Origin of the sequence: Aeromonas sp. S13(2024) (assembly GCF_041402405.1) — a bacterium.
GTDB lineage: Bacteria > Pseudomonadota > Gammaproteobacteria > Enterobacterales > Aeromonadaceae > Aeromonas > Aeromonas veronii.
Map to the genome: position 1 here is coordinate 116,399 of NZ_JBGLRA010000005.1, position 26,729 is coordinate 143,127.

Annotated in this window: 24 protein-coding genes; 15 read left to right on the forward strand and 9 right to left on the reverse strand. The window is 59.5% G+C overall.

What is annotated here, in order from left to right; all coding sequences use genetic code 11:
• Positions 1-35: 35 nt before the first annotated feature.
• Positions 36-980 (forward strand): chemotaxis protein CheV, encoded by a 945-nt coding sequence (locus ACB042_RS09595; protein ID WP_005362471.1) that lies wholly within the window; start codon positions 36-38, stop codon positions 978-980.
• A gap of 182 nt (positions 981-1,162) precedes the next feature.
• Here ACB042_RS09595 and ACB042_RS09600 read toward each other — a convergent pair whose 3' ends face one another.
• Entirely contained in the window at positions 1,163-1,774 is a 612-nt protein-coding gene (locus ACB042_RS09600) for an arylesterase (RefSeq protein WP_005335237.1), read from the reverse strand.
• Between the two features lie 56 nt (positions 1,775-1,830).
• On the opposite strand from ACB042_RS09600, the gene ACB042_RS09605 reads away from it, so the two are divergent.
• Both ACB042_RS09605 and ACB042_RS09610 read left to right on the forward strand, forming a co-directional pair.
• Positions 1,831-2,526, forward strand: a complete 696-nt coding sequence (locus ACB042_RS09605) for an ABC transporter ATP-binding protein (protein WP_019446439.1) — start codon at positions 1,831-1,833, stop codon at positions 2,524-2,526.
• A gap of 36 nt (positions 2,527-2,562) precedes the next feature.
• Positions 2,563-5,010 (forward strand): ABC transporter permease, encoded by a 2,448-nt coding sequence (locus ACB042_RS09610; RefSeq protein ID WP_371178303.1) that lies wholly within the window; start codon positions 2,563-2,565, stop codon positions 5,008-5,010.
• Between the two features lie 127 nt (positions 5,011-5,137).
• On the opposite strand, the gene ACB042_RS09615 is transcribed toward ACB042_RS09610, so the two are convergent.
• Entirely contained in the window at positions 5,138-6,043 is a 906-nt protein-coding gene (locus tag ACB042_RS09615) for a TIGR01777 family oxidoreductase (RefSeq protein WP_371178304.1), read from the reverse strand.
• A 252-nt stretch (positions 6,044-6,295) separates the two neighbouring features.
• On the opposite strand from ACB042_RS09615, the gene ACB042_RS09620 reads away from it, so the two are divergent.
• On the forward strand, positions 6,296-7,825 hold the full coding sequence (locus ACB042_RS09620; RefSeq protein ID WP_371178305.1) for an EAL domain-containing protein: 1,530 nt from the start codon (positions 6,296-6,298) through the stop codon (positions 7,823-7,825).
• Positions 7,826-7,899: 74 nt separating this feature from the next.
• On the opposite strand, the gene ACB042_RS09625 is transcribed toward ACB042_RS09620, so the two are convergent.
• Positions 7,900-9,081 carry a PLP-dependent aminotransferase family protein gene (locus ACB042_RS09625; RefSeq protein ID WP_371178306.1) on the reverse strand — a complete coding sequence of 394 codons (1,182 nt, stop codon included), beginning with the start codon at positions 9,079-9,081 and terminating at the stop codon, positions 7,900-7,902.
• A 349-nt stretch (positions 9,082-9,430) separates the two neighbouring features.
• On the opposite strand from ACB042_RS09625, the gene trmB reads away from it, so the two are divergent.
• From trmB to ACB042_RS09655, 6 genes are all read left to right on the forward strand, one after another.
• Complete coding sequence (gene trmB, locus ACB042_RS09630; RefSeq protein ID WP_005335228.1) at positions 9,431-10,144, forward strand: tRNA (guanosine(46)-N7)-methyltransferase TrmB; 714 nt, start codon at positions 9,431-9,433, stop codon at positions 10,142-10,144.
• Positions 10,145-10,192: 48 nt separating this feature from the next.
• Positions 10,193-10,525 (forward strand): YggL family protein, encoded by a 333-nt coding sequence (locus ACB042_RS09635; protein WP_005348158.1) that lies wholly within the window; start codon positions 10,193-10,195, stop codon positions 10,523-10,525.
• Positions 10,526-10,647: 122 nt separating this feature from the next.
• Positions 10,648-11,568 carry a glutaminase B gene (glsB, locus tag ACB042_RS09640; RefSeq protein ID WP_005348151.1) on the forward strand — a complete coding sequence of 307 codons (921 nt, stop codon included), beginning with the start codon at positions 10,648-10,650 and terminating at the stop codon, positions 11,566-11,568.
• A 29-nt stretch (positions 11,569-11,597) separates the two neighbouring features.
• Positions 11,598-12,893, forward strand: a complete 1,296-nt coding sequence (locus tag ACB042_RS09645; RefSeq protein WP_139733444.1) for a sulfurtransferase — start codon at positions 11,598-11,600, stop codon at positions 12,891-12,893.
• Between the two features lie 201 nt (positions 12,894-13,094).
• On the forward strand, positions 13,095-13,304 hold the full coding sequence (locus ACB042_RS09650) for a YgdI/YgdR family lipoprotein (RefSeq protein WP_005335219.1): 210 nt from the start codon (positions 13,095-13,097) through the stop codon (positions 13,302-13,304).
• A 167-nt stretch (positions 13,305-13,471) separates the two neighbouring features.
• Positions 13,472-13,873 (forward strand): DUF2541 domain-containing protein, encoded by a 402-nt coding sequence (locus tag ACB042_RS09655; RefSeq protein ID WP_371178307.1) that lies wholly within the window; start codon positions 13,472-13,474, stop codon positions 13,871-13,873.
• A gap of 83 nt (positions 13,874-13,956) precedes the next feature.
• On the opposite strand, the gene mog is transcribed toward ACB042_RS09655, so the two are convergent.
• Entirely contained in the window at positions 13,957-14,487 is a 531-nt protein-coding gene (gene mog, locus ACB042_RS09660; RefSeq protein WP_120415546.1) for a molybdopterin adenylyltransferase, read from the reverse strand.
• Positions 14,488-14,880: 393 nt separating this feature from the next.
• Here mog and ACB042_RS09665 point away from each other — a divergent pair, with 393 nt between their 5' ends.
• From ACB042_RS09665 to folA, 4 genes are all read left to right on the forward strand, one after another.
• Complete coding sequence (locus tag ACB042_RS09665) at positions 14,881-15,216, forward strand: DUF3135 domain-containing protein (protein ID WP_139740967.1); 336 nt, start codon at positions 14,881-14,883, stop codon at positions 15,214-15,216.
• Between the two features lie 235 nt (positions 15,217-15,451).
• Entirely contained in the window at positions 15,452-16,249 is a 798-nt protein-coding gene (locus ACB042_RS09670; RefSeq protein WP_005348133.1) for a threonine/serine exporter family protein, read from the forward strand.
• Complete coding sequence (locus ACB042_RS09675) at positions 16,246-16,713, forward strand: threonine/serine exporter family protein (protein WP_026035076.1); 468 nt, start codon at positions 16,246-16,248, stop codon at positions 16,711-16,713. The genes ACB042_RS09670 and ACB042_RS09675 overlap by 4 nt, the downstream gene beginning before the upstream one ends.
• Positions 16,714-16,731: 18 nt before the next feature.
• Positions 16,732-17,223 carry a type 3 dihydrofolate reductase gene (gene folA / locus ACB042_RS09680; protein ID WP_042082782.1) on the forward strand — a complete coding sequence of 164 codons (492 nt, stop codon included), beginning with the start codon at positions 16,732-16,734 and terminating at the stop codon, positions 17,221-17,223.
• 79 nt (positions 17,224-17,302) lie between these two features.
• Here the strand turns inward: folA and ACB042_RS09685 are convergent, their stop codons facing one another.
• From ACB042_RS09685 to prfB, 5 genes are all read right to left on the reverse strand, one after another.
• Positions 17,303-18,085 carry a phosphoadenylyl-sulfate reductase gene (locus ACB042_RS09685; RefSeq protein WP_371178308.1) on the reverse strand — a complete coding sequence of 261 codons (783 nt, stop codon included), beginning with the start codon at positions 18,083-18,085 and terminating at the stop codon, positions 17,303-17,305.
• A complete protein-coding gene (gene cysI, locus ACB042_RS09690) occupies positions 18,075-19,799 on the reverse strand; it encodes an assimilatory sulfite reductase (NADPH) hemoprotein subunit (protein ID WP_371178309.1) in 1,725 nt (574 codons plus the stop codon). Before cysI ends, ACB042_RS09685 begins: the two co-directional genes overlap by 11 nt.
• Positions 19,799-21,589 carry an assimilatory sulfite reductase (NADPH) flavoprotein subunit gene (locus ACB042_RS09695; protein WP_371178310.1) on the reverse strand — a complete coding sequence of 597 codons (1,791 nt, stop codon included), beginning with the start codon at positions 21,587-21,589 and terminating at the stop codon, positions 19,799-19,801. The genes cysI and ACB042_RS09695 overlap by 1 nt, the downstream gene beginning before the upstream one ends.
• 199 nt (positions 21,590-21,788) lie before the next feature.
• Complete coding sequence (lysS, locus tag ACB042_RS09700; protein WP_005335201.1) at positions 21,789-23,324, reverse strand: lysine--tRNA ligase; 1,536 nt, start codon at positions 23,322-23,324, stop codon at positions 21,789-21,791.
• A gap of 16 nt (positions 23,325-23,340) precedes the next feature.
• A protein-coding gene (gene prfB / locus ACB042_RS09705) for a peptide chain release factor 2 (RefSeq protein WP_100645262.1) occupies positions 23,341-24,439 on the reverse strand; the annotation gives its coding sequence in 2 pieces (ribosomal slippage) (positions 23,341-24,363 and positions 24,365-24,439; 1,098 coding nt in all).
• Between the two features lie 256 nt (positions 24,440-24,695).
• Here prfB and ACB042_RS09710 point away from each other — a divergent pair.
• Positions 24,696-26,567: a methyl-accepting chemotaxis protein gene (locus tag ACB042_RS09710; RefSeq protein ID WP_139747823.1), complete on the forward strand. Its 1,872-nt coding sequence runs from the start codon at positions 24,696-24,698 to the stop codon at positions 26,565-26,567.
• Positions 26,568-26,729: the final 162 nt, after the last annotated feature.

Genomic DNA, 26,729 nt, shown 5'->3' on the forward strand with positions numbered 1-26,729 from the left:
ATAGAGTCGATTAATAATCAGATGGATATCAGCGTATGGCGAGTATATTGGATTCCGTTGATCAACGAACTCAACTGGTGGGTGAAAACCGCCTCGAGTTGTTGATGTTTCGTCTCGGCACCCGTCAGATGTTCGCCATCAACGTCTTCAAGGTACGGGAAGTGGTCAAGTTGCCCCATCTGAGCAAGATGCCGGGCTCCCATCACAATATCAGCGGGGTGGCCAATATCCGTGGTACCTCGATCCCGGTGATCAACCTGCGTAGCGCCATCGGGATGCGTCCCATGCCCATCGACAGTGAATCCAACCTCATCATCACCGAGTACAACCGCACCATTCAGGGCTTTCTGGTGGGGCAGGTGGCCAATATCGTCAACATGACCTGGAAGGATATCCTGCCGCCGCCGCGCTCCGCCGGGCGCGCCAACTACCTCACTGCCATCACCCGCATTCCCGAAGATGGAGTGGAGCAGATCGTCGAGATCATCGATGTAGAGAAGGTGCTGGCGGAGATCATCACCTATGACATCCGCATCTCCGAGGAGGTGCTGGACCGGGAGATCCTGCCCGAGATGCATGGACGCAAAGTGCTGATCGTCGATGACTCCAGCACCGCCCGCAATCTGGTGCGCGAGACCCTGGGCCAGCTTGGGCTTGAGGTGATCGAGTGTCAGGATGGTTTGCAGGCGCTGACCCTGCTCAAGGGGTGGTGCGATGCTGGCAAGAAGGTGACCGACGAGATCCTGCTGATGATCACCGATGCCGAAATGCCGGAGATGGACGGCTACCGCCTGACCCACGAGGTGCGCAGCGATCCGCGTATGTCCGATCTCTTTATCACCCTCAACACCTCCCTGAGCGGCAATTTCAACGAAGCCATGGTCAAGAAGGTGGGGTGTGACCGCTTTATCTCCAAATTCCAGCCCGACTTGCTGGTCGGCGTGGCGCAGGAGCGGCTGCGTCAGGTGCTGGAAAGCTGAGAAGCTGCCTGCCGGTTATGCTAAATCAATAACAACACATCCCGCTTCGGCGGGATGTGTTGTTATTGGGTATTGGCGATGGATTGGGTGAATCAAGGTGCCAAGCAGAGATCGTCGACTGCCCAAAACATCCGATTTCGGCGGGATACTTGGTTATGGGATATTGGCGATAGACGGCGGGCTTATTGGCTGAGCAGCGGCTCCATAAAGCGGGCGACTTTATCGCGGATTTGGGGCTGGGCCGCCGGGGTGGGATGAATGCCATCGTTCATCATAAGTTCAGGGCGCAGCGCAATATCATCCATAAAGAAGGGGAGCAGCGGCAGATCGTTAGCCTGGGCCAATTCGGGAAAGATCTGTTCGAACTGGCGCAGATAGCGGGCACCGTAGTTGCGGGGCAGCTGGATCTGGGTCAACACCACACGGGTCTGCTGCTCCTTGGCGAGCGCGATCATGCTGGCCAGATTCTGGCGGGTAATGGTCGGTGCGAAGCCGCGCAGGCCATCGTTGCCCCCCAGTTCGATCAGCAGCCAGTCCGGCTTGTGCTCCTTCAGCAGAGCGGGCAGACGGGCCAGCGCCCCTTGGGTCGTTTCACCGCTGATGCTGGCATTGAGCAGGGTGTGTTTGCCCCCCTCCTCCTGCCATTTCTGGTTGAGCAGGGCGGGCCAGCTCTGCTCAACCTGCATCTGATAGCCGGCGCTCAGGCTATCTCCCAGTACCAGCAGGGTCTGGGCCTGAGCCGACGAGAGCAGGCTGCCGAGGCCAACGAACAAGGCAAACAGAATACGCACCATCAATTCAACTCCCGCTATGGATTGTCATCAAGGAATTGGAACAAAGGATACAGAGCATGAGTTCAACCCCCATTATTGTCGTCAAGGGCCTCGGCAAATCGGTTCGCCTCGGCCAGGAAAGCCTCACCATCCTTGAAGGGATCGATCTGCAAGTCAATAGCGGCGAGACGGTGGCCCTGGTCGGTGCCTCCGGCTCCGGCAAGTCCACCCTGCTGGGGCTGCTGGCCGGGCTCGATCTGCCGAGTCAGGGGGATATCGAAATCCTCGGCAAATCCCTTGGCGAGCTGGATGAAGAGGGGAGGGCCAGATTGCGTGCCGAGCAGATCGGCTTTGTGTTCCAGTCGTTCCTGCTGCTCCCGACCATGACGGCGCTGGAGAATGTGATGCTGCCCGCCGAGCTGCGTGGCGAGCGGGATTGTGAGCCAAGGGCCCGCGAGCTGCTGGCGGCGGTCGGGCTTGGCGAGCGGTTGCACCATCTGCCGCCACGGCTCTCCGGCGGTGAGCAGCAGCGGGTGGCCATCGCCCGTGCCTTTATGACCCGCCCCAGTCTGCTGCTGGCGGACGAGCCGACCGGCAACCTCGACAGCAAGACCGGCGAGAAGGTGATAGAGCTGCTGTTTGAACTCAATCGCAAGCACGGCACCACGCTAGTGGTGGTAACCCATGACCATCAGCTGGCCGAACGCTGCCAGCGGCAACTGGTCATGACGGCGGGCAGACTGGATCGCGAGGTGGCCCATGATGTGGTGTAACGGGGTGAGCTGCGGGTCAGGCGGGAGATGCAAGGGATGATGCAGTGGCGATTGGGATGGCGACTGCTGCGCCGGGAAGGTTTCAGCGGCGAGCTGCGCTGGTTTGTGCTGGCGCTAGCGCTTAGCGTGGCGTGTGTCTTGAGTGTGGCATTGGTGGCGGATCGGCTCGATGCCGGACTCAAGGCGTCGGGCCGCGACTTTATCGGGGCGGATCGGGTGCTGCGCACCGCCGCCGCCCTGCCGGATGGCTGGCTAGCCCGAGCGAAACAGGATGGTTTGGCGGTGCAGACCACCGTCAGCTTCAACAGCATGCTGTTTCACGGCGACGCGCTGCAGCTTGCCTCCATTCGGGCGGTGCCCGATGGTTTTCCCTTCTACGGCAAGCTCACTCTGGAACCTGCCCGTGCCCCGGCCCCCGGCGAGATCTGGCTCTCCGCTCGGGTGATGCAGCTGCTCAAGGCCAAAACGGGGGATGAGCTGGAGGTGGGCAATACGGTGCTCAAGGTGGCAGGCCTGCTTGGCGAGGAGCCGGATCAGGGCTTCAGCCCCTTCCTGCTGGCGCCGCGGGCGCTGATCCACAGTGCCGATATCGAGGCGACCGGTGCTCTGCTCCCCGGCAGCCGCCAGCAGTGGCGCTATCTGTTCAAAGGGCCGCGAGAGTCGCTGGCCCGTTACGAGCAATGGTTGTTGCCGCAATTGCAGGCCGGACAGAAGTGGATCAAACCGGATGACAGCGAATCCCAAGTGGGTCGCTCGCTGGCCAATGCCGAGCGTTTCTTCCGGCTTGCCTCGTTAAGCGGGGTGTTGCTGGGGGCGTTGGCGATGGGGATTGCGGTGCGCCACTTTGCCGAGCGCCAGACCAATATGGTGGCGTTGCTCAAGACCCTGGGGGCATCTCGTCGCTCGCTCTGGCAACTGATGGGAACCCTGCTGCTGTCGCTGACGCTGATCGGTGCGTTGCTGGGTCTGGTGGCGGGCACAGCCATGCAGTGGATCACCTTGCAACTGCTGGGGGACCTGCTGCCGCCGGATCTGCCGCCCCCCTCCTGGCGCCCCTTTGCGCTGGGGGTGGCGGTGGCGCTCTTTATCACTCTGCTGCTCGCTTTTGTGCCCTTCTTGCGGCTGCTGAAAGTGCCGCCGCTGCGGGTATTGCGCCGGGAGCTGGAGGCGGGGATTCCCCCCTGGCTGGCCCTGCCGGTCGGCCTGTTCGGGCTGTTTGCGCTGGTCTGGGGCTTTACCGCCGATGTGCGGCTGGCGCTGGGGCTGGTGGGTGGCATGGGCTTGCTGATGGGGTTGCTGGCCCTGCTGGCAGCCCTGATGTTGCGGCTGGGGGCAAGAGTGAGCGGGCCTCATGCCTTGCGGCTGGCGCTGGCCCACCTGTCGCGCGAGCGCAGCAGCGGCCTGTTTCAGCTGGCGGGCTTTGCGCTGGCATTGATGCTGTTTGGTCTGTTATGGGCGGCCCGGGTCGATCTGCTGGATGAGTTTTCGGCACGTCTCCCCGTCGATGCACCCAATCGTTTTCTGGTCAATGTGGCCGAGAACGAGCGGGAGGGGATCCTGAGCGAGCTGGCGGCAGCCGGGGCCAACACCTCCGGCTTCTACCCCATGGTGCGCGGCAGGCTGACCCATATCGCCGGTGAAGCGGTGGGCGAGGGGGCCAGCAGTGGTCGTGAAGGGGTCGATCGGGAGCTTAACTTCACTACCACAACAACCCTGCCAATCGACAATAAGCTGGTGGCCGGGAAATGGCTTGCCGGACCCGGCGAGGTGTCTGTGGATAGTGAGCTGGCCAAGCGGCTCGATATCAAGCTGGGGGACATGCTCGCCTTTACCATCGAGGGGCGCAGCTTTGGCGCCAGGGTCACCAGTCTGCGCAGCATCAAGTGGGACAACATGCGTCCCAACTTCTACATGATCTTCTCCGAGGATCTGCTGGCACCCTTCTCCCGAACCTGGCTTGGCAGCTACCGGCTGCCCGAGGCGGGGCGCACTGCCGAGGTGGAGTTGATCCGCCGTCACCCCACGGTGAGCCTTATCGATGTGGATGACCTGATTGCGCGGCTTACTCAGGTATCGGAGCAGGTGAGCCGGGCGCTGGCGCTGATGCTGGGGCTGGTGACAGTGGCCGCACTGCTGGTGCTTCTGACCCAGACCCAGGCCAGCATGGCCCAGCGTCGACGAGAACTGCTGCTTATGCGCACCCTGGGTGCCAGCAGCGAACTGCTGAAAAAGATGCTGCGTTGGGAGCTGGTGGCCAGTGGTGCGCTGGCGGGGCTCTGTGCCGCCATGGTGGTGGAGCTCTGCGCCTTTGGCCTGCAGTGGTGGTGGTTCGAGGGGCAGTGGCAGTTCCACTGGGCCATCTGGCTTGGCCTGCCGACGCTGGGGGCGCTGCTGGTGACGCTGGCGGGGCAGGGGATGCAGCGCCAGCTGCTGGCTGGTACCCTGAGCGATCGGCTGCGGGGTCTGGGGCAGGGCTTGTTGTAATCCCGCCAGCGCGAGCCGATGCACACAAGGTGCAATCGAGCATCCACAATAAACAAGCAGCCCGGCCATTGGCCGGGCTGCTTGTTATGCGAGGTGCTGACGAGCGGACGCCGCGAGCGGGTGTGAGTTAGCGGGGCTCGTGCAGCAGATTGGTGAGGGCACTCGGCAGCTCGGGATAGCTGAAGTGAAAACCGGCCTGTTGCAGCCGCGCTGGTATCACCTTTTGTCCGGTCAGCAGCAGATCGGCCGCCTCCCCCATCACCAGTTGCAACAGCGGCGCCGGGACGAAGAAGAGGTGTGGACGGTGCAGCGTGGTGGCAAGGGTTTGGCTGAACTCCCGGTTGCTGACCGGATGGGGCGCAGTGCCGTTGAAGATGCCGCTGCACTCTTCGTGATCCAGCAAGAACAGTATGGCGCGCACCAGATCCTGCACATGGATCCAGCTCATCATCTGGCTGCCCGATCCCATGGGGCCGCCGAGTCCGAGTCGGTAGGGGGGGAGCATTTTGGGCAGGGCGCCGCCATCCATGCCAAGCACCAGCCCGATCCGCACGATACAGACCCGGGTTTGGCGGCTCTGGGCCTCCTGCGCCAGGGTCTCCCACTGCTGGCAGAGCTGGTGGGTAAACTCGTCGTTGGGAGAGCGGCACTGCTCGTCGAGGGTTTCGGTGCCCTGTCTGCCATACCAGCCGATGGCGGAGGCGTTGATCAGCACCTTGGGCGGCGTGCTGGATAGCTTGATGAGATCCACCAGCTGCTCGGTCAACAGCCAGCGGCTATCGCAGAGCAGCTGTTTGCGCGACTCGCTCCAGCGTCCGGCGGCGATGGGTTCACCGGCCAGATTGATCACCGCGTCCACGTCATTGAGGTCATCGAGCCGGTCGAGGTTATCCAATACCTTGATATCGTGACCCAGCAGGGAGTAAGCGCGGCTCCCCTGCCTGCTCAAGACCACGACCTCGTGATTGACCTTGAGATGGGCAACCAGCTTGCGGCCGATAAAGCCGGTTCCTCCGGTAATAAGAATCTTCATCGCTGCATGCTCCTGCTGCCGTTTGCTCAACTTTAATGGTGTGGCTTCCCTTCAACAAGTGAGACGTGCTTCGGGAGTTTTCTGTTTGACGTTTGTTAACTCTATCCTCTTCTTACGACATATTGTTGAACAATAGTTTGAATTGATTGATTTTTGTTGGGTGGACATTTGTTGAACAATCGCTATTATGGCGACCCTTTTCGCCTGTCCACCGAGGCTGTCACCCATTATCCGAGCATCAAAGAGGCCGCCATGCCATTTCGCCGTTTGAAACTTCGCCAGCTTTACTCGAGGATTCTGTTGGCGCTGCTGATGGGGGGCGGGATCCTGCTGCTGGGGGTTGTTGCCGTTATCTGGCAGACGGTGACGGAGATAGAGCGTGATGCCGATTCACGGTTGCAGCATGCCCGTACGATGTTTGATCGCACCATCGGCCATGCCCGGCAGGCGGCCATCAATGTGGAGGGGATGCTTGGTCACTCCTGCAAGGAGGCGGCACAGCTGCTGCGCGAACAGGTGGCCACGGTGCCCGATGTCCGTTCCGCCAATCTGGCTGTCGGCAGCCACATCTACTGCACCTCGCTCTATGGTGACTACGATGGCCCCTTCAATCCCGACCGCTATGTGGATGGCAGGTTGCAACTGCTGCCTGGCAATGAGGTCACGCCGGATCGCCCCTTGATCGTGCTGCGTCATGAAACGGACAAGGGGAGTGTGCTGATCGGTGTAGATGGCTACTACCTGCGCAATACCCTGGAGATCTCCAGCAAGAACTCCCCGATGGCTCTGGTGGTGGGGCAGAGGGCACTGTTTGGCTCAGGTCAGGTCGGGGCTGCGCCCTCTCCGACAGAAGAGGGTTATATTGCCCTCGCTTCGGCCGATTTCCCCTATCAGGTCGTCACCCGGGTCACGGTGCATGACTATTGGAGCCACGCATGGCGCTACTCCAGATATACCTTGTTCCTCTCTCCGCTGCTGGCACTGCTGATTGGATTCGGCACCTTCAGGCTGATGGGGCGTAGCAGCTCACCAGCGGAAGAGCTCAAGCGGGCGTTGATCGAGGAGGAGTTTATCCCCTATCTGCAGCCGGTGGTCTCCGGTGAGAATGAGCAGTGGCGTGGCTGTGAGGTGCTGATGCGCTGGCAGCATCCCAAGCAGGGGATGATCTCGCCGGATCGCTTTATTCCGCTGGCGGAAGATAGCGGGTTGATCGTGCCCATGACCAGCCTGTTGATGGCGCAGGTGCGCGACCACTTCTCCCCTTATGCCCGCAAGCTGCCGGCAAAGTTCCATTTTTGCTTCAATATCAGCGCCAAGCACTTTCAGGATCTCGACTTGTTGGCTGACTGCAAAGCGTTTCTCGATGCGTTTAAGGACAATCCCGTTGATTTGGGGCTGGAGCTGACCGAGCGTGAACTGCTGGTGGCCGATGAGACAACCGCTCAGATGTTTGCCGAGTTGCGCAAACTGGGCGTGTTGATCTCTATCGATGACTTTGGCACCGGTCACTCCAGTCTCACCTATCTGCAACAGTTTCAGGTCGATGCACTCAAGATTGACCGGAGCTTTGTGGAGATGATCGGCACGGATGCACTCTCCAGCCATATCGTTGAAAACGTGATTGATCTGGCGAAGCGACTTGAATTGATCCTGATCGCGGAGGGGGTCGAGAAGCAGTCGCAGGCGGACTACCTGCGGGCGCGCCACGTTGACTATCTGCAAGGGTATCGTTACAGCCGCCCCATCCCGATGAAGCAGTTTTGCAAGACCTTGTTTGGCTGAACGGTTGAATGGGGAGCATAAAAAACCAGCGATCGCTCGCTGGTTTTTTTGTTGATACGGTTTGGCTTGGGCGATCAGAGCATGCGCTGGAGGGCGCGGGCCAAGCGTTTGACCCCCTCCTCGATGGTCGCTTCATCGACGCAGGAGAAGCTCAGGCGCAGGGTGTTCTTGATCTCGGGGCGCACGTAGAAGGGGGCACCGGGTACGAAGGCCACCTTCTCCTTGATCGCCTCGTCAAACAGCGCCATGGCACTGATGTGGGAAGGCAGGGTCAGCCAGAGGAACATACCCCCTTCCGGTCTGGTGTAGCTGACACCGGGCGGGCAGTGACGGGCCAACGCGGCCTCCATGGCAGCGCGCTGGCGGCCATAGACCTCCTTGATCTTCTCCAAGTGAGCGTCGAGGGAGTTGTCGGTCAGGAAGCGGTGCAGTACCTGCTGGCTGAAGGCGTTGCTGTGCAGATCGGTCGCCTGCTTGGCGATGGTCACCTTCTTGCGCAGCCACTCCGGCATCACCATCCAGCCCAGACGGAAGGCGGGCACCACGGTTTTCGAGAAAGAGCCGAGCAGCACGGTATTGTTTGGCGCCAGCTTGGCAATCGGGGGGAGATGCTCGCCCTCGAAGCGCAGCTCGCCGTAGGGATCATCTTCCACCATCAACAGATCGTGGCGCACCAGTCGCTCGGCCAGTGCCTCGCGGTTGGCACGGCTGTAGGAGACACCACTCGGGTTCTGGAAGTTGGGCACGCCGTAGAGCAGCTTGGCACTGGATCCGCTTGCCAGCAGCGCATCCAGCGCCGCCAGATCCAGCCCGGCCTCACCGAGGGTAATCGGCTTGAAGGTGGGCTGGTAGACAGAAAAGGCCTGAATGGCGCCAAGGTAACCCGGCTCTTCGATGATGAGATCCTGACCCTCGTCGATCAGCACCTTGCCCAGCAGATCCAGCGCCTGCTGGGAGCCGCTGGTGATGAGGATGTTGTCCGGATTGATCTGCATGCCGTGGCGGGCCAGATAGCGGTCGGCAATATATTGGCGCAGCGGGGCGAAGCCCTCGGTCGCCGCATATTGCAGGGCAGCAGCCCCTTGTTCGCGCAGTACATCCTGACAGGCCTGATCGATCGCCTTGACCGGAAACAGGTGGGGATTGGGCAGGCCACCAGCGAAGGAGATGATCTCCGGATTGGCGGCAACTTTGAGGATTTCACGGATAAAGGAAGGCTCGACCTTCTCGAAGCGCTGGGCAAAAAACGGCTGCATAGACAATTCTCTCGGCATGTGGGCGGTCGCTCCATTCGACCGCCAGGTTATCCGTTTGTATCAGATTTCAGAAATGAGGCAATGATTGTCACAAAAATCGCCAAAAAAGGGCTGGAACGACTCTACTGCGGATTATATTGGACGGTTAGTCGGTGTGGTGATGCCAGTGAGGGAGCTGGGAAGTGGATGGCCGGAATATTTGTTGCGCGAAACACTTGCGCCTTGGGCCTATCTTGGGATAATTCGCTCCCCTGTTTTCGCGGGTCGATGAAATGCCGAGCCGCGAGCGGTCCCGTTCGGGATCGAACACAAGATGTATTACCCGGATTGATGAAATAACGAGACCATTATGCCTGTGACCCAAGATGTATTTAACGAAGACGGCAAGTTCATGCGCAAGATCCGCAGCTTTGTCCGTCGCGAAGGCCGCCTGACCAAAGGGCAGGAGAAGGCCCTGGAAGAGCTCTGGCCGGTCATGGGCATCGATTTCGAGCCAAAGCAGCTCGATCTGGTCGCGCTGTTTGGCCGTGAAGCACCTGTGGTGCTGGAGATCGGCTTTGGCATGGGCGCCTCTCTGGTGGAGATGGCCAAGAATGCCCCCGAGAAGAACTTCATCGGCATTGAAGTGCACTCCCCGGGCGTGGGCGCCTGTCTGGGTACCGCTCAGGAAGCGGGCGTCACCAATCTGAAGGTGATCTGCCACGATGCGGTGGAAGTGCTGGAGCACATGATCCCGAACGGCTCACTCTCCTGCCTGCAGCTCTTCTTCCCGGATCCCTGGCACAAGAGCCGTCACCACAAGCGTCGCATCGTACAGCCTGCGTTTGCCCAGGACATTCGCCAGAAGCTGGCCATCGGTGGCGTGTTCCACATGGCGACCGACTGGGAAAACTATGCCGAGCACATGCTGGAAGTGATGAGCGCCGCCGAGGGTTACGAGAATACCTCTGCCACCGGTAACTGGGTGCCTCGTCCGGACTGGCGTCCGCTGACCAAATTTGAACAACGTGGCCACCGTCTCGGCCACGGGGTTTGGGATCTGATTTTCAAGCGTGTCAGCTAAGCTGGCACGTCAACACACCTAGCGTATCAACTAACTTGAGGAGCTATCATGGCCAATCGTAGCCGCCGCCTGCGCAAGAAACTGCGCGTCGATGAATTCCAGGAAATGGGTTTCGACATCAGTTTCAACTTCCCGGTCGGCACTGCCGAAGAGACCATCGATGCGGTAGTCGATGCGATGATCGATGAGGTTGTTGAACCCCGCAAACTGGCTTTTGCCGGCTCCGGTCACCTGGCCTGGGAAGGGATGATCTGCACCCAGCAACTGGGCAAGTGTACCGAAGAAGACCGCGCTGCCGTCAAATCCTGGCTGGAAGGCAAGGGGATGGAAGCCGTGGTCGTTACCGAACTGTTCGACCTCTGGTACGGTGAACCGGCCTGATACAAGGCTGCCGCATCTGGCGCCTTGTTGTGGGTAACTGAAAAATCCCGCCGCTGGCGGGATTTTTGTCAGTGGGGATGGGATCTCCACCGCTGTTTTAGTCATGGAATCGCTTATTGCTTATGGTGTTGTCATCCGAATTACTGGCCAGCATCCTTGAAGAGGTGCGCCCGTTGCTGGGACAAGGCAAGGTGGCCGACTACATTCCGGCACTGGCTCAGGTACCGGCCGATCGGCTTGGTATCGCAGTCTGTACCGTCGAGGGGGAGCTGTTCACCGCCGGTGACGCTTTTGAACCCTTCTCCATCCAGAGTATCTCCAAGGCCCTGAGCCTGACCCTGGCACTCACTCTCTATCAGGAGGAGGAGATCTGGGCCCGGGTTGGCAAGGAGCCCTCCGGCCAGCCCTTCAACTCGCTGGTTCAGCTCGAGTTCGAGCAGGGGATCCCCCGCAACCCCTTTATCAATGCCGGGGCGCTGGTGGTGAGCGATCTGCTGGAGACCCGCCTCACTGCGCCGCGTCAGCGTACCCTCGAGCTGGTGCGCCGCCTTTCCGGCAATCCGGCCATCATGGCGGATCAGGTGGTCGCCCGCTCCGAATATCAGCACTCTGCCCGCAATGCCGCCATCGCCTATCTGATGAAGGCCTATGGCAACTTCGAAAACGAAGTGGACAAGGTGCTGCAAAGCTACTTCAATGCCTGTGCCATTCGCATGAGCTGCGTCGATCTGGCGCGGGCATTCATCTATCTGGCCAACCGTGGTGTGCCACTGGGCGAGAGCGTGCCGCTGCTGCCCGCCCGCACCACCAAACAGGTCAACGCCCTGCTCGCCACCTGCGGTCTCTATGATGAGGCGGGCGATTTTGCCTATCGTGTCGGCATGCCGGGCAAATCGGGGGTCGGCGGCGGTATCATCGCCCTGATCCCGGGCGAGCTCTGCGTCTGTGTCTGGTCGCCGGAGCTCAACAAAGCCGGCAACTCCCTGGCGGGCACGGCGGCGCTGGAGCTGCTGGCCGAGCGGCTGGGTCGCTCCATTTTTTAACCTTGTTCACTATGAATCGAGAAATCACCATGAAACGACATCTTCGCTTCCTGCAGGCCGCGCTGGCGACCTTACTGCTCTGGTGTGCCCTGCCCGCCGTGGCAGGGGAGTTGCCACCGCTCTCGCTGGCCGATGCCAAGGCCAAACAGGCTGTCATCCTGGATACCCGCGCCAGCTACTTCTATCAGGGGTGGCCGATGGAAGGGGAGAAGCAGGGCGGCCATGTGGCGGGCGCCGAGAACCTCTCTGCCGAGTGGAAATACAGCGATGAAGAGTGGCCAAAGGCGCTCGAGATCAAGGGGCTGAAGGCCGATCGTCCAGTTGCCCTCTACGGTGCGTCCCGCGAAGTGGCCGAGGTGGCCCGTCTGCTGCGCAAGCAGGGGATCAAGCAGCTGTTCGAGCTGCAAGGGTGGCAAGCCGCACCGCGCGAGTCGCTGGCACGCTGGCAGCAGCTGGTCTATCCGCGCTGGTTGGCGGATCTGCAAGAGGGCAAGCCGGTTGCCGCTGCGCCCAAGGGTGACTGGAAGCTGTTTGAAGTGGATTGGGGTTCACCCAAGGCCTACCTCATCAGCCACATCCCGGGGGCCGGTTATATCGATACCAACAGCCTCGAAGAGGAGCCGCTGTGGAACAAGGTCTCTGACGAAGCGCTCAAGAAGCTGCTGCTGGACAACGGCATCCGTCACGACACCACCGTCATCCTCTATGGTCGTAACACCATGGCGGCTGCCCGTGCCGCGCACCTGATGATGTATGCGGGGGTTAAAGATGTACGCCTGCTGGACGGTGGTCTGGATGCCTGGTTTATCCAGCACCTGCGCACCGAAACCGGTCTGCCCAACAAATATGAGCCGGTGAAGGAGTTTGGCGTGGCCATTCCCGCTCACCCCGAGTACTACACCACGCTAAGTCAGGCGAAAGAGCTGCTCAAGCAGCCCGATAGCGCACTGGTCAGCGTGCGTACCTGGGACGAGTTTGTCGGCAACACCTCAGGTTACAGCTACATCAAGCCGAAGGGCGATATCCCGGGGGCCAAGTGGGGTCATGGTGGCGTCGATGCCAACAGCATGAGCGACTTCCACAACCCGGACGGCACCATGAAGCCGGCCCGCGAGATCCTCGCCATGTGGGACCAGTGGAACATCGAGCCAACCCAGCAGGCGGCGTTCTACTGCGGTACCGGCTGGCGCGCCTCCGAGGCTTTCTTCTACGCCTGGCTGATGGACTGGAAACAGATCAGCGTCTACGACGGCGGTTGGTACGAGTGGAGTTCCGATCCCAAGAACCCGACCGTGACCGGTGAGCGTCAGCCTGCCAAGTCATGATTGCGCCCTTGCGCTGAAAAGAAGAGGCCGGACAGATGTCCGGCCTTTTTCATTGCGCTCGCCACCCGGCCAGATAGCGAGGCTAAGTCGCTGATTATTGACAGCGATCCCGCTTTGCTCATCGCGCCATCCCGTGCCGTGCGATTGAACTAGGCTTCAAGAAACATCCTCGTGGTGAGGATGATCGCAGAAGAGGCCGCAATGAAAAAACTGATGATGATCCTGGTGTGTGCCCTCGGGCTGGTGGCATGCAGCTCCCAATACATCATGAGCACCAAGGATGGCAAGATGATCACCACAGAGAGCAAACCCAAGCTGGACGAGAGTACCGGCATGTATCGCTATTACGATCATGAAGGGCGCGAGGTAATGATCAAGAAAGATGACGTGACCCAAATTATGGAACGCTAAGCGCTCTCTTGCCGCAAGGGCCGCTATCTGCGGCTCTTCTCTTTTTGCCGAAAAGTCGTGCTGTTTTCTCTGTTGATCCCCGCACATTCGCAGCAAATTCAGCCGTGATACAGCTTCCGTTATGGTTTAACCCTTATCATCACACTCCATTTTTTATTGGAGGTGTTATGTCCTTGATGTCTATCTGGAATTCCCGTTTTTCTGCACGCAGCTTGCTGGGTGGTGCCTTGCTGGTGGCGGCGTCAGCCAGCCATGCCGGTGACGATCAGTTCACGCTGGGGCGGACTATTTTGCTGGGAGCCGGTGATCATGGTGCGACAATTCCTTTGGTGGTTTGCCGTCAGACCAAATATATCAAGGTGAAGGCGGAGCGTGATTTGACCCTGGATCGGGTGGTGGTGACCTATGGTGGTGATCGTACCAAGACCATTCGTTTCGATCGGGAAATGAGCAGTGATAAAGAGACCGAGTGGAAATCACTGGGCTCGCGCCGTTGTGTAAAAAAAATCGAAGTGTACGGTAATTCAGAGCGCAGCAAAGCGGGCGTAAAAGTATTCGGCCGCAAATAATTGATGCGGTTTTTCTGCGCAAACAGATGAGTTAAAAATAATGGCGAGCCGTGGCTCGCCATTATTTTTTATGGTCGGGTTCGCTATTTTTTCGGCCTAAATGGCTTGATGACAGTTTCATCGCACTCGAGATACGGCCCTTCCATCAAATCGATACAGTAGGGGATGGCGGGGAAGACCGCATCCAGACATTCGCGGATTGATTTGGGCTTGCCCGGCAGATTGACGATCAGGGTATCGTCGCGCAGTCCAGCAGTCTGGCGCGATAAAATGGCAGTCGGCACAAACTTGAGGGATTCGGCCCGCATCAGCTCGCCAAAGCCAGGCATCATGCGATCACATACCGCCTCGGTCGCTTCCGGCGTGACATCCCGCTTGGCCGGACCGGTGCCGCCTGTGGTGACGATGAGACAACACTGCTCCTCATCCGCCAGCTGGATCAGGGTCGCTTCAATCTGCTCCTGCTCATCGGGGATCACCTGATAGACAGGTTCCCACTCCGAGGTCAGATAGGCGTTCAGGGTGTCGATGATGGCCTTGCCGGAGAGGTCTTCATAGATGCCCGCGCTGGCGCGATCGCTGACGGTGACGATACCGATTTTTGCCTTGCTCATGGTCTGCTCTTGAATGTCCGATAAAAGTGGCAATTAAAATAACATAATCAGTGAGATATGTTAAACCGTCAGGAGATGACGCGGGTCGGTGAGGGAAGAATAAAGTGTCGAATGAAGCAAAATAAGGCCACCCGGATTTTTATTTGCAATAAAAAACAGAAAATCACAACCTAAAATGTATAAGTGTTTTATCTCGCCTGAATTAAAAACAATCGCTTGTTTCCAAACACAATTAAAATAGATAGACACCCTCGTAGTGACCATTGTCCGGTTTAGTCGCCAGTGGATGGATTGAACCCTTTTTAGCCGCATCGTATATACAGATTTATATGGCTGGGACGTGATGGTGTGGTACCGCAGTGTGTTGCCAGCAATAGTCGCCAAGGAGGGCATATGGAATTGCCTGATTTTGACACCCTGAAGGAGTTGGCTGCGAGTGAGCCCTCCCGGCTGGATGCGATTCTGGAGCAGCAGATCGACCAGTTGATGGCCCGTGCGAGCCCCGATCAGCAGCGCCGTCTGCGCGGGTTGCAGTTCAAGATTGATGGTCAGCGCCGTCTGGCGAAAAACAATCTTGATAGCTGTATCCGGATTACCAACATGATGCGGGAATCTTTTTATTTGATGCGCAGCGAAATGAGCCAGTTCAGAGAAGAGGGGGACCCTCCGTCTGAAAGCGATGGCAGTGGTAAAATAATCCGTCTGGCGGACTATCGACGTCGCAAATAATCTGAAATAACCCCCTTGGTTGATATTTCAGCCAAATCGGTGAGGCCATAATAAAGAGAATTGCTGGCGACCTGATTGTTATGGTTTTTAATGTTAGTCGTAATGTATTTGTGATGTAATCTCTTTTCTCCTTCTTGTAATAACTTATTAGTCAGGTTGTGATAGGGGTGGATGAATAACAGTAAAAGTTAGGCTAATATGGCCGAAATTTTTATTGCTACGACTCGAAGGGATTATGAGAAGTATCACACCAAGACGGGTGTTGTCGCGGGAGCAACAGACAGAGATCACCCGCATTATCGTCAAGGTGGGTCAGATGTTGGCCCAGTTCGGGGCGGAGAGCCGGATCATCGAGCAGACCACGGTGCGGTTGGGGATGGCGCTGGGGCTGGAGAGTGTCGAGATGGCCATCTCTTCCAGTGCCATCGTGCTCACCAGCCTCTATCAGGGGGGTTGCGTCACCACTACCCGGCGGGTGCGCGAACATGGCATCAACATGCAGGTGGTGTGCGAGATCCAGCGGATCTGCATCATGGCGGAGAAAGAGCTGATCGGTGCCCGTGAAGTGCGCCAGCGCCTCGAGGCCATCGTCCCCTTTCACTATCACCCCTGGCTGGTGGTCCCCATGGTGGGGCTCTCCTGTGGCGCCTTTAGCCTGCTGTTTGGCGGTGACTGGCCCATCTTCCTGGTGACCTGTTTCTCGTCTGCCGTGGCGATGCGGGTGCGCCAGCTGATGGCCCGCCATCACCATAGCCCGCTCATCAACTTTGCCGCCACCGGCTTTATCGCTACCTTGCTCTCCTCCAGCGCCACTTTCTTCAACTGGGGTGACCAGCCCTATCTCGCCATGGCTGCCAGCGTGCTGCTGCTGGTGCCGGGCTTTCCGCTGATCAATGCGGTCTCCGACATGGTGAAGGGCTACTTCAACATGGGGCTGGCCCGCTGGGGGACAGCGACCCTGCTGACTATCAGCGCAGCGATCGGCATTATTCTCGCCATGTCGGTCACGGGGATCTGGGGGTGGAAAGTATGATGGATTTGCTCTGGCTACTGGCCAAGGATGCCTTCTGGTCCTCCATTCCGGCGGTGGGGTTTGCCATGCTGTTCAACGTGCCGCCACGGATGCTGAAGTATTGCGCCATGGGCGGCGCATTGGCCCACAGTCTGCGGACCCTGCTGATCCACTATGGTATGCCCATCGAGTGGGCGACGCTGGCGGCGGCGACCACGGTCGGCTTTGTCTGCGTCTACTGGTCTCGCCGTCTGCTGGCGCCGCGTCCGGTGTTCAGCGTTGCCTCGATTATTCCGATGATCCCAGGCAGCTATGCCTTCAAGACCATGATTGCGGTGGTAGAGCTCAACATCAATGGCGTGACCATGGAGTTAATCCAGAGTGCGGTGGAAAACGGCCTCAAGGCGCTCTTTATCGTCGGTGCCCTCAGTTTCGGTTTGGCGATCCCCTCTCTGGTCGTGTACCGTAACCGCCCCATAATCTGACAGACGGTGAGAGGCCCCATGAAGATTTCCATGATTGCCGCCATGGCCCACGACAGGGTGATAGGCAAGGACAACCAGATGCCCTGGCATCTGCCTGCTGACTTGGCCCACTTCAAGCGTGTCACCCTCGGTAAACCGGTATTGATGGGGCGCAAGACCTTCGAATCCATCGGTCGACCGCTGCCCGGACGGCGCAATCTGGTGATCAGCCGCAATCCCGGCTATCAGGCTGAGGGCATTGAGGTGGTGGGCTCCGTCGAGGCGGCGCTGGCACTGTTGGCAGGCAGCTCGGTGGAGGAGTTGATGGTGATCGGTGGTGGTCATCTCTATGCCGAGATGTTGCCGAGCGCGGATTGTCTCTACCTGACCCGCATCGATCTGGCGGTGGAGGGGGATACCCGCTTCCCTGCTTTTGACGATGGTCAGTGGCAACGCGTTGATTGCGAGAGCCACCCTGCCGATGAGAAGAACCCGCACCCCTATAGCTTCGAGACCTGGCAGCGCCGCTGACGGACGAATGCTAATGGGCAAATAACAACAAGGGCATCTTCGGATGCCCTTGTTGTTCTGTTGGGTTTTCAAGACGGGATTAGATGCCTGAGCCGTCGTTCTCGCCATTTTCCTCGTGCAAACCGCACTCGCGCTTGAGGCCGAAGAAGCGGGTCTGCTCCTCGCTCATGCCCGGCTCCCACTTGGCGGTGGTGTGGACATCGCCCACCGAGAGATAACCCTGCTCCCACAGCGGGTGGTAGGGGAGGTCGAACTCCTTGAAGTAGTAGAAGACATCCTTGTTGCTCCAGTCGATCACCGGCAGGAACTTGAAGCGGCCGCGCTGGATGCCCAGCACCGGCAGCTTGCTACGGCCGCCGGACTGCTCCCGGCGCAGGCCGGAGAACCAGGTCTGGGCCCCCAGCTCACGCAGGGCGCGGTCCATCGGCTCTACCTTGTTGAGCTGGTTGTAGCGGGTGATCCCCTCCACCCCCTGCTCCCACAGGAGGCCAAATCGCGCCTCCTGCCAGGCTGGGCTGAGCTCGGCCCGATAGATCTTGAGATTTAGCGCGAGGCGCTCGGTCAGCTCGTCGATAAAGCGGTAGGTCTCCGGGAACAGATAACCGGTATCGGTCAGCACCACCGGCACATCGGCCCGCTCGCGGCTTACCAGATGGAGCATCAGCGCCGCCTGAATGCCGAAGCTGGAGGAGAGCACATGCTCCCCCGGCAGATTGGCCAGAGCCCAGCGCACCCGCTCGGGGGCGCTCATGGTATCCAGCTCGCGGTTGAGGGGCGCCAGTGCCTCGACTTGCTCCTCACGGCCGAGGGCCAGCAGCGCCTGCAGGTCAAGGCGGCCATCTTCAGTGACATTAAGCGGCATAGAAGTCCCTCGCAGAATCGATAACGGGGGCAATTACCCCAACCCGGATCACGAAGTCGCCGAAGCACTCACCCTGATTTCGCTCGGTGGCCCAGCGGCCGATCAACGCGTCCAGTTCGGCCAGGATCTGCGGCTCGGTGATGTTCTCCTTATAGAGGCGCGGAATGCGGGTGCCCTCCAGATTGCCCCCCAGATGGAGGTTGTAGCGGCCGGGCGCCTTGCCCACCAGACCCACTTCCGCCAGCATGGCGCGGCCGCAGCCGTTGGGGCAACCGGTGACACGGAAGATGATGGCGTCATCCGCCAGCCCATGTTTGGTGAGCAAGCCCTCGATGTCGGTGACAAACGCTGGCAGCATGCGCTCCGCCTCGGCCATTGCCAGCGGGCAGGTGGGCAGGGCCACACAAGCCATGGACTGCTTGCGTTGCTCGCTTACGCCGTCATCCAGCAGGCCGTATTGGCGTGCCAGCCCTTCGATGCGGGCCTTCTCGCTGGCAGGCACCCCGGCGATGATCAGGTTTTGGTTGGCGGTCAGGCGAAAATCCCCCTGATGCACCCTGGCGATCTCCAGCATGCCGGTTTTGAGCGGCTTGCCCGGGAAGTCCAGCAGGCGGCCATTCTCGATAAACAGGGTGAGGTGGTGCTTGCCGTCGATCCCCTCGACCCAACCGAAGCGATCGCCACGGCTGGTGAACTCATAGGGGCGAACCGGCCCGAACTGGATGCCAGCGCGGCTCTCCACCTCGGCCTTGAAGGCTTCGACGCCAACCCGTTCAAGGGTGTACTTGGTCTTGGCGTTCTTGCGGTTGACCCGGTTGCCCCAGTCGCGCTGGGTGCTGACCACGGCGGCCGCCACCTCCAGCACGTGAGAGAGCGGAATAAAGCCAAAGTCGCTCGCCTTGCGCGGATAGGTGGTGGTGTCGCCGTGGGTCATGGCGAGGCCACCGCCCACCAGCACGTTGAAGCCCACCAGCTTGCCACCTTCGGCAATAGCCACGAAGTTGAGATCGTTGGCGTGGATATCCACGTCGTTGTGGGGCGGGATCACCACAGTGGTCTTGAATTTGCGCGGCAGGTAGTTGGACCCCAATATCGGCTCCTCATCCTGCCCCAGTTTTTCACCGTCCAGCCAGATCTCCACGTAGGCGCGGGTCTTGGGTAGCAGGTGTTCGGATATCTTCTTGGCCCACTCGTAGGCCTCCTGATGCAGTTCGGACTCCACCGGGTTGCTGGTGCAGAGCACGTTGCGGTTCACGTCGCCCGCGGTGGCAATACTGTCGATACCGGTGCTGTTGAGGGTCTGGTGCATCAGCTTGATGTCGCGCTTCAAGACCCCGTGGAACTGGAAGGTCTGACGGGTGGTCAGGCGGATGCTGCCGTAGAGGCTGTGCTCTTCAGCGAACTTGTCGATGATCTGCCACTGGGCCGGGGTGATGATCCCACCCGGCAGGCGGGCACGCAGCATGACGTTGTGCAGCGGCTCCAGCTTCTGGGCGGCGCGCTCCGGGCGGATATCGCGGTCATCCTGCTGGTACATGCCGTGAAAGCGGATCAGCTGGAAGTTGTCGCCGTTAAAGCCGCCGGTGAGCGGGTCCTGCAGATCTTGCTCTATGGTGCCGCGCAGGAAGTTGCTCTCGCGCTTGAGGCGCTCGTTGTCGGCCAGCGGCCCTTCGACCGGTCCCGCTTTTGGGTGAGAAAGAGGTTGTTTGCTCATCAATAGACATCCCTTTGATAACGTTTGGCACGACGCAATTCGCTCAAATACTCTTCTGCTTCCTCACGGCTCTTGTGACCGTGTTCGGCAATCACTTCCAGCAGGGCCTCCTGCACATCCTTGGCCATCTTGTTGGCGTCGCCACACACATAGAAGTGAGCGCCTGCTTCCAGCCACTGGTAGAGCTCAAGCCCTGCCTCGCGCAGGCGGTCCTGCACATAAATCTTGTGGGCCTGATCCCGGCTGAAGGCCAGGGAGATCTTCGACAGCAGCCCCGATTTCACATAACGCTGCCACTCCACCTGATAGAGGAAATCCTGGGTAAAGTGGGGGTTGCCGAAGAAGAGCCAGTTCTTGCCTTCCGCGCCCTGAGCTTCCCGCTCCTGCATAAAGGCGCGGAACGGGGCGATGCCGGTGCCCGGGCCCACCATGATGACGGGGGTGTCGGGGTTTTGCGGCAGGCGGAAGTTGTCGTTGTGCTCCACGAATACCCGCACCTCGCTATCCTCAATCAGCCGATCCGCCAGATAGGAGGAGGCGGCGCCAGAGCGCACAGTGCCATCTTCCTGCGGGTAACGCACCACGCCGACGGTCAGGTGCACCTCCTCTTCCACTTCGCTCTGGGCAGAGGCGATGGAGTAGAGGCGCGGGGTGAGGGGGCGCAGCAGGCCAACCAGCTGCTCGGCCGTGAGCGCGGTCGGGAAGCGTTTCAGTACATCCACCACTTGGGCAGAGGCGACCAGTGCATTGACCTGGGCCTTGTCGCCAGCCAGATCTTTCAGCGCCGCATTATCCGATATGTCAGCGAGCCCTGTGATAAAGCCGCCGTGCAGCCGGGTCAGTTCGAAGTGACTGGTCAGGGCCGCGCGCAAGGTGCCGTGGGCCGTGGCTTCATCGCCAGAGAGGCCGGTCAGGGCCAGCACTTCGCCCACCAGTTCGGCGTCATTGTCGAACCAGACACCGAGGGCATCACCCGGCTGATAGGTAATGCCGGAGTCGGCCAGATTGATCTCGATATGGCGGATATCCTTGGTGGAATCCCGGCCAGTGATCTTCTGATTGACCGACAGGCGTGCAGGGAAGGGGTTCTCCTTGCTGTATTGGCTGTGGCCAACCGCCTGCTGCACCGCGCTGGCTACGCTGCTGCTGGCCGCTCCGGTAGAGAGGGTTGCGGTGATGGCGTTGAGCGCCTGTTCGCCCCACGCCTTGGCTGCATCCTGATAATCCACATCGAGGCTGGCGAGCTCATAAACCCGCTCGGCCCCTGCTTTGGCGAGGAAGTCGTCAAAATCTTTGCCGGTCTGGCAGAAAAATTCGTAGGAGCTGTCACCCAGCCCCAGCACCGCGAACTTGAGGCCGTCCAGCTTGCCGATCTTGCCTTTTTTAAGCTGCTCGAACAGATCGACGGCGCTCTCCGGCGGTTCACCCTCCCCGTAAGTGCTCACTACCACCAGCAGGTGGCTCTCTTTCTTGAGCTGCTTGGGTTTGTAGTCGGCCATCGACGCTAGGGTGACGGGGAGGCCGCGGGCCTCGGCCTGCGCCTTGATGGCAGTGGCGACACCTTTGGCGTTGCCGGTCTGGGAGCCGTAGAGAATGGTCAGGCTGCCGCTGGGCGCAGCCACGGCGGCGCTGGCAGCAACGTTCTGGTGACCGCTCTGGGAGAGGCCGTAGAGATATCCGCTCACCCAAGCCAGTTGCTGGGTATTGAGAGTCGAGAGTACCTGGCCCAGCTGACGTTGCTGCTCGTCAGAGAGGGGGGAGAGGTTGAATGGGGAATCCTTCAATTGCATCACACGCGTCTTCCATGGTCTGATTTTTGGCCAGATTAAAGGGCGTGTTGGATAACAACAAAGAATAAAAATATCTTCTTTATTCCATTATTGAATTTATAAAGTGATTTGGTGGTAAAGGAGATAGAAAAACGCCCCGCAGTCGCGGGGCGTTTTTATTGGCTATCACGCTCGGGGTGGATCCCGGCGGGCATGAACCTTACTTCTGCGGACGCAGAGCCGGGAACAGGATAACGTCGCGGATGGTGTGGCTGTTGGTGAACAGCATTACCAGACGGTCGATACCGATACCCTGACCGGCAGTCGGCGGCAGGCCGTGTTCCAGCGCGGTGACGAAGTCTGCGTCGTAGAACATGGCTTCGTCGTCGCCAGCTTCTTTCTGATCAACCTGATCCTGGAAGCGCTTGGCCTGGTCTTCTGCATCGTTCAGCTCGGAGAAGCCGTTGGCCAGCTCGCGGCCACCGATGAAGAACTCGAAGCGGTCGGTTACGTCCGGGTTCACGTCGTTGCGGCGGGCCAGCGGAGAAACGGCAGCCGGGTACTCGGTGATGAAGGTCGGTTGCAGCAGCATGTGCTCCACGGTCTCTTCGAAGATCGCGGTGATCACGTGGCCCAGCTCCCAGCCCTTCATCAGCTCGATGTGCAGACGCTTGGCAACGGCCTTGGCGCTCTCGAGGGTAGCCAGATCGTCCAGAGTCACATCCGGATTGAACTTCAGGATGGACTCGACCATGGTGAGGCGCTGGAACGGCTGACCGAAATCGATGGTCAGGCCCTCTTCGCCCTCTTTGGCGTAACGGATCTTGGTGTCGCCCAGAATGTCCTGCGCCAGGGTGCGCAGCAGCTCTTCGGTCAGGTCCATCAGATCGATGTAGTCGGCGTAGGCCATGTAGAACTCGATCATGGTGAACTCGGGGTTGTGACGAACCGAGATACCTTCGTTACGGAAGTTGCGGTTGATCTCGTAGACACGCTCGAAGCCACCGACCACCAGACGCTTCAGATAGAGCTCCGGAGCGATACGCAGGTACATGTCGATGTCCAGCGCATTGTGGTGAGTGACGAACGGACGCGCGGAGGCACCACCCGGGATGACTTGCATCATCGGGGTTTCCACTTCCATGAAGCGCTTTTCGTTGAAGAACTTGCGGATACCGGCAACCACCTGGGTGCGGATCATGAAGGTCTTGCGGGACTCTTCGTTGGCGATCAGATCCAGGTAGCGCTGGCGGCAGCGAGCTTCCTGGTCGGTCAGGCCTTTGTGCTTCTCGGGCAGCGGACGCAGCGCCTTGGTCAGCAGGCGGATATCGGAAACGTGAACGGAGAGCTCACCGGTCTGGGTCTTGAACAGGGTACCTTCGACACCCACGATGTCGCCCAGATCCCACTTCTTGAACTGCTCGTTGTAGAAACCTTCCGGCAGGTCGTCACGGGTGACGTAGACCTGGATCTTGCCGGCCATGTCCTGCAGGGTGGCGAAAGAAGCCTTGCCCATGATCCGGCGGGTCATGATGCGACCGGCAATCTTCACCCGTTTACCCAGGCTCGTCAGCTCCTCGGCGCTTTTGTCGTCGAACTCTGCGTGCAGATCGCCAGAGAGGCTGTCGCGACGGAAGTCGTTGGGGAAAGGATTACCCTGGGCGCGCAGAGCGGCCAGCTTGGAACGACGCTCGGTCATCTCGTTGTTGAGTTCGAGAGTTTGGTCGACTTCCGGAGTGATGGTTTGTTCAGACATGGTGATTCCTGCTTGTTTACAGACCTGATTTCAGGCTGGCTTCGATAAACTTGTCCAAGTCACCGTCGAGCACCGATTGGGTATTACGGGTTTCGACGCCGGTGCGCAGATCCTTGATACGGGAGTCATCCAGCACATAGGAACGGATCTGGCTGCCCCAACCGATATCAGACTTGGTCTCTTCCAGGGCTTGTTTCTCAGCGTTCTGCTTCTGAATTTCCAGCTCGTAGAGCTTGGCTTTCAGCTGCTTCATACACTGGTCTTTGTTTTTGTGCTGGGAACGGTCGTTCTGGCACTGTACCACGACACCGGTCGGAACGTGGGTAATACGCACCGCGGATTCGGTTCGGTTAACGTGCTGGCCACCGGCACCGGAGGCACGGTAGACGTCGATCCGCAGATCTGCCGGGTTGATCTCGATATCGATATCGTCGTCGATCTCGGGGTAGACGAACACAGAACAGAAGGAGGTGTGACGGCGGCCACCGGAATCGAACGGGGACTTGCGAACCAGACGGTGTACGCCGGTTTCGGTACGCAGCCAGCCGAACGCATATTCGCCGGTGAACTTGATGGTGGCGGATTTGATACCAGCCACGTCGCCTTCGGAGCATTCAATCAGCTCGGGCTTGTAGCCGTGGGCATCGCCCCAGCGCAGGTACATGCGCAGTACCATGTTGGCCCAATCCTGTGCTTCGGTACCACCGGAGCCGGATTGAATATCGATATAGCAGTCGGAGCCGTCGTGCTGACCGGAGAACATGCGGCGGAACTCGAGATCCACCAGCTTGGCTTCCAGCTGTTCGGATTCGGCGATGGCTTCGTTGAAGGTCTCTTCATCTTCCCCTTCCACGGCCAAGCTCACCAGCATCTCGACGTCATCCACGCCCTGGGTCAGGGTGTCGATGGTGCCGACCACGTTTTCCAGCGCGACGCGCTCTTTGCCCAGCGCCTGTGCGCGCTCGGGTTCATTCCATACGTCCGGCTGTTCCAGCTCGGCGTTGACCTCTTCTAGACGCTCTTTCTTGGCGTCATAGTCAAAGGTACCCCCTAAGAAGCTCGGTCCGCTCAGACAGCTCCTTAAGTTTATTTAATACGGGATTAACTTCGAACATCGTGAAAACTCTCAGGGTCGATGTGATTTAAAAACGGGATATTCTAGCCAATTGTGGAAGGAATAAACAGGGTTGCCTTGGCTTGTGCGGCCCATGCCGTCAATTTCTGGTGCACTTTTCTCCACCTCGGTAGAAAATATCGCCCGCAGACCCATTTTCAGGTTCAGTTTTGGCCATTCGGGTCGCTAATGACTACGTGTAGTGTTGTGCAATTCAGGGAAAAACCCGCTCCTCACCTCAATAAGAAGAACACATGATGAAAAACCTGTCACTCAAGCAGAAGATACTGTTGTCAGTGGTGATCGCCCTTTCGTTGGTGATTTTGTTGCTCTCCTGGCAGAGCTATAGCAGCCAGAAGTCCCTGTTGCTGCAAGGCAGCCAGGAGCAGTTGCAACGGCTGGGTACCCAGCAGGCCGAGCGTGTCAGCGACTGGCTCGCAGCCCGTCGCGACGTGATCCAAGCGCTCGGCAACAAGGCCGGTGCCGAACCCCTCAATGCCTTGCAACAGGCACAAGTTTCCGGCCGTTTCCAGCTCACCTATTTCGGTGAGAGCAGCGGCAAGATGAATGACTCCGATCCTTCCATCAACCGCGATGGCTACGACCCGCGCTCCCGCGGCTGGTATCAGGAGGCTATGAGCAAAGGTGGCCTGATTGTCACCAAACCCTATCTCGATGTGGCCTACAACATCATGGTGGTCACTCTGGCCCAGCCGGTTTCTGGCGGGGTTGTCGGTGGTGACCTCTCCATCGCTTCGCTGGTGGAAGACGTGACCAAGATGCAGCTGCCTGCCGACGGTTTCGCCATCATGATGCACAAGGATGGCACCATCATCGCCTACAAGGATGCCGCCAAGGCGATGAAACCGGCCAGCGAGATCGACAACGATCTGACCAATGCGCTGATCGAGCAGAGCAAGTCGAGCAAGGATCTGGTTCCTGCCTACTTCGACAACGAAGGTCGCGACAAGCTGCTGTGGGCGGCCGATATCCCCGACACGGATTGGGAGCTGGTGCTGGTGCTGGACAAGGCCGCGCTGGAAGCGCCGCTCTCCTCCCTGCTGATGACCCAGCTGGGGATGGCGCTGCTGGTGCTGGTGGGCAGCATCCTCGCAATCTCCTGGCTTGTCAGCATGTTGCTTGGCCCGCTCACCAAGGTCTCCCAGGCGTTGGCCCGCATTGCCGATGGTAACGGCGATCTGACCCAGCGCATCAAGATCGACGCCAACGACGAAGTGGGCCAACTGGCCAACAGCTTCAACCGTTTCGTCGGCAGTCAGCATCAGCTGATCGGCAATATCCGTCAGCTGGCCAACGAGTTGAACGCCGATGCCGAGCGCAGCCTGGTGACCAACCAGGCCGCAGTGGACGAGCTGCAGCGTCAGCAGCAGGAGGTGACCATGGTCGCCACGGCGGTCACCGAGATGGCGAGTGCCACCATGGAGATCGCCGGCAACGCCGAGAACACCGCCGCCGCTGCCCAGCAATCTGCCCAGAGCAGTGAGCAGGGCAAGATGCTGGTCAACAAGACCCGTCAGTCCATCAATGGCCTGGCCGAAGAGGTGGGGCAGGCGACCGAGGTGATCGGGGAGCTGAGCCGCCATGCGCAGGCCATCACCAGCATCCTCTCCACCATTCAGGGGATTGCCGAGCAGACCAACCTGTTGGCGCTGAACGCAGCCATCGAAGCGGCCCGTGCCGGTGAGCAGGGTCGTGGTTTTGCGGTGGTGGCTGACGAGGTGCGGGTGCTGTCGCGCCGTACCCAGGACTCCACCCAGCAGATCCAGTCCACCATCGAGACCCTGCAACAGACCACTGCCCGTGCGGTGAGCCTGATGCAGACCAGTCAGGGGCTGGCGGACAACAGCGTGCAGGATGCGGATCAGGCGGTGCGCGCACTGGAAGAGATTACCAGTGCCATCTCCCTCATCTCCGACATGGCGGGTCAGATCGCCACTGCCGCCGAGGAGCAGACTCAGGTGACCGGCGAGATCACCCAGAACACCACCGCCATCAAGGATGTGAGTGACGAGATCACCGCCGCCGCCATGCGCGATCTGGATCAGGCCCACAGCCTCAAAGGGCGTGCTGCTGACCTGAACCAGCAGGTGTCGACCTTTATCCTGTAAGGTGCACGTCCCGGTCTGTTCCGGCTGAGATAAACAAGCCCCGCCCTCTGTCGAGTGCGGGGCTTTTTGTTGTTCGGGGGAGAGCGGGATGTGGGGATTCCGGGTAGTCCGGGTTGCTCGCGGGTCACCCTGGTGGCGGATACGAGCCCCGGCTCTGCCTGC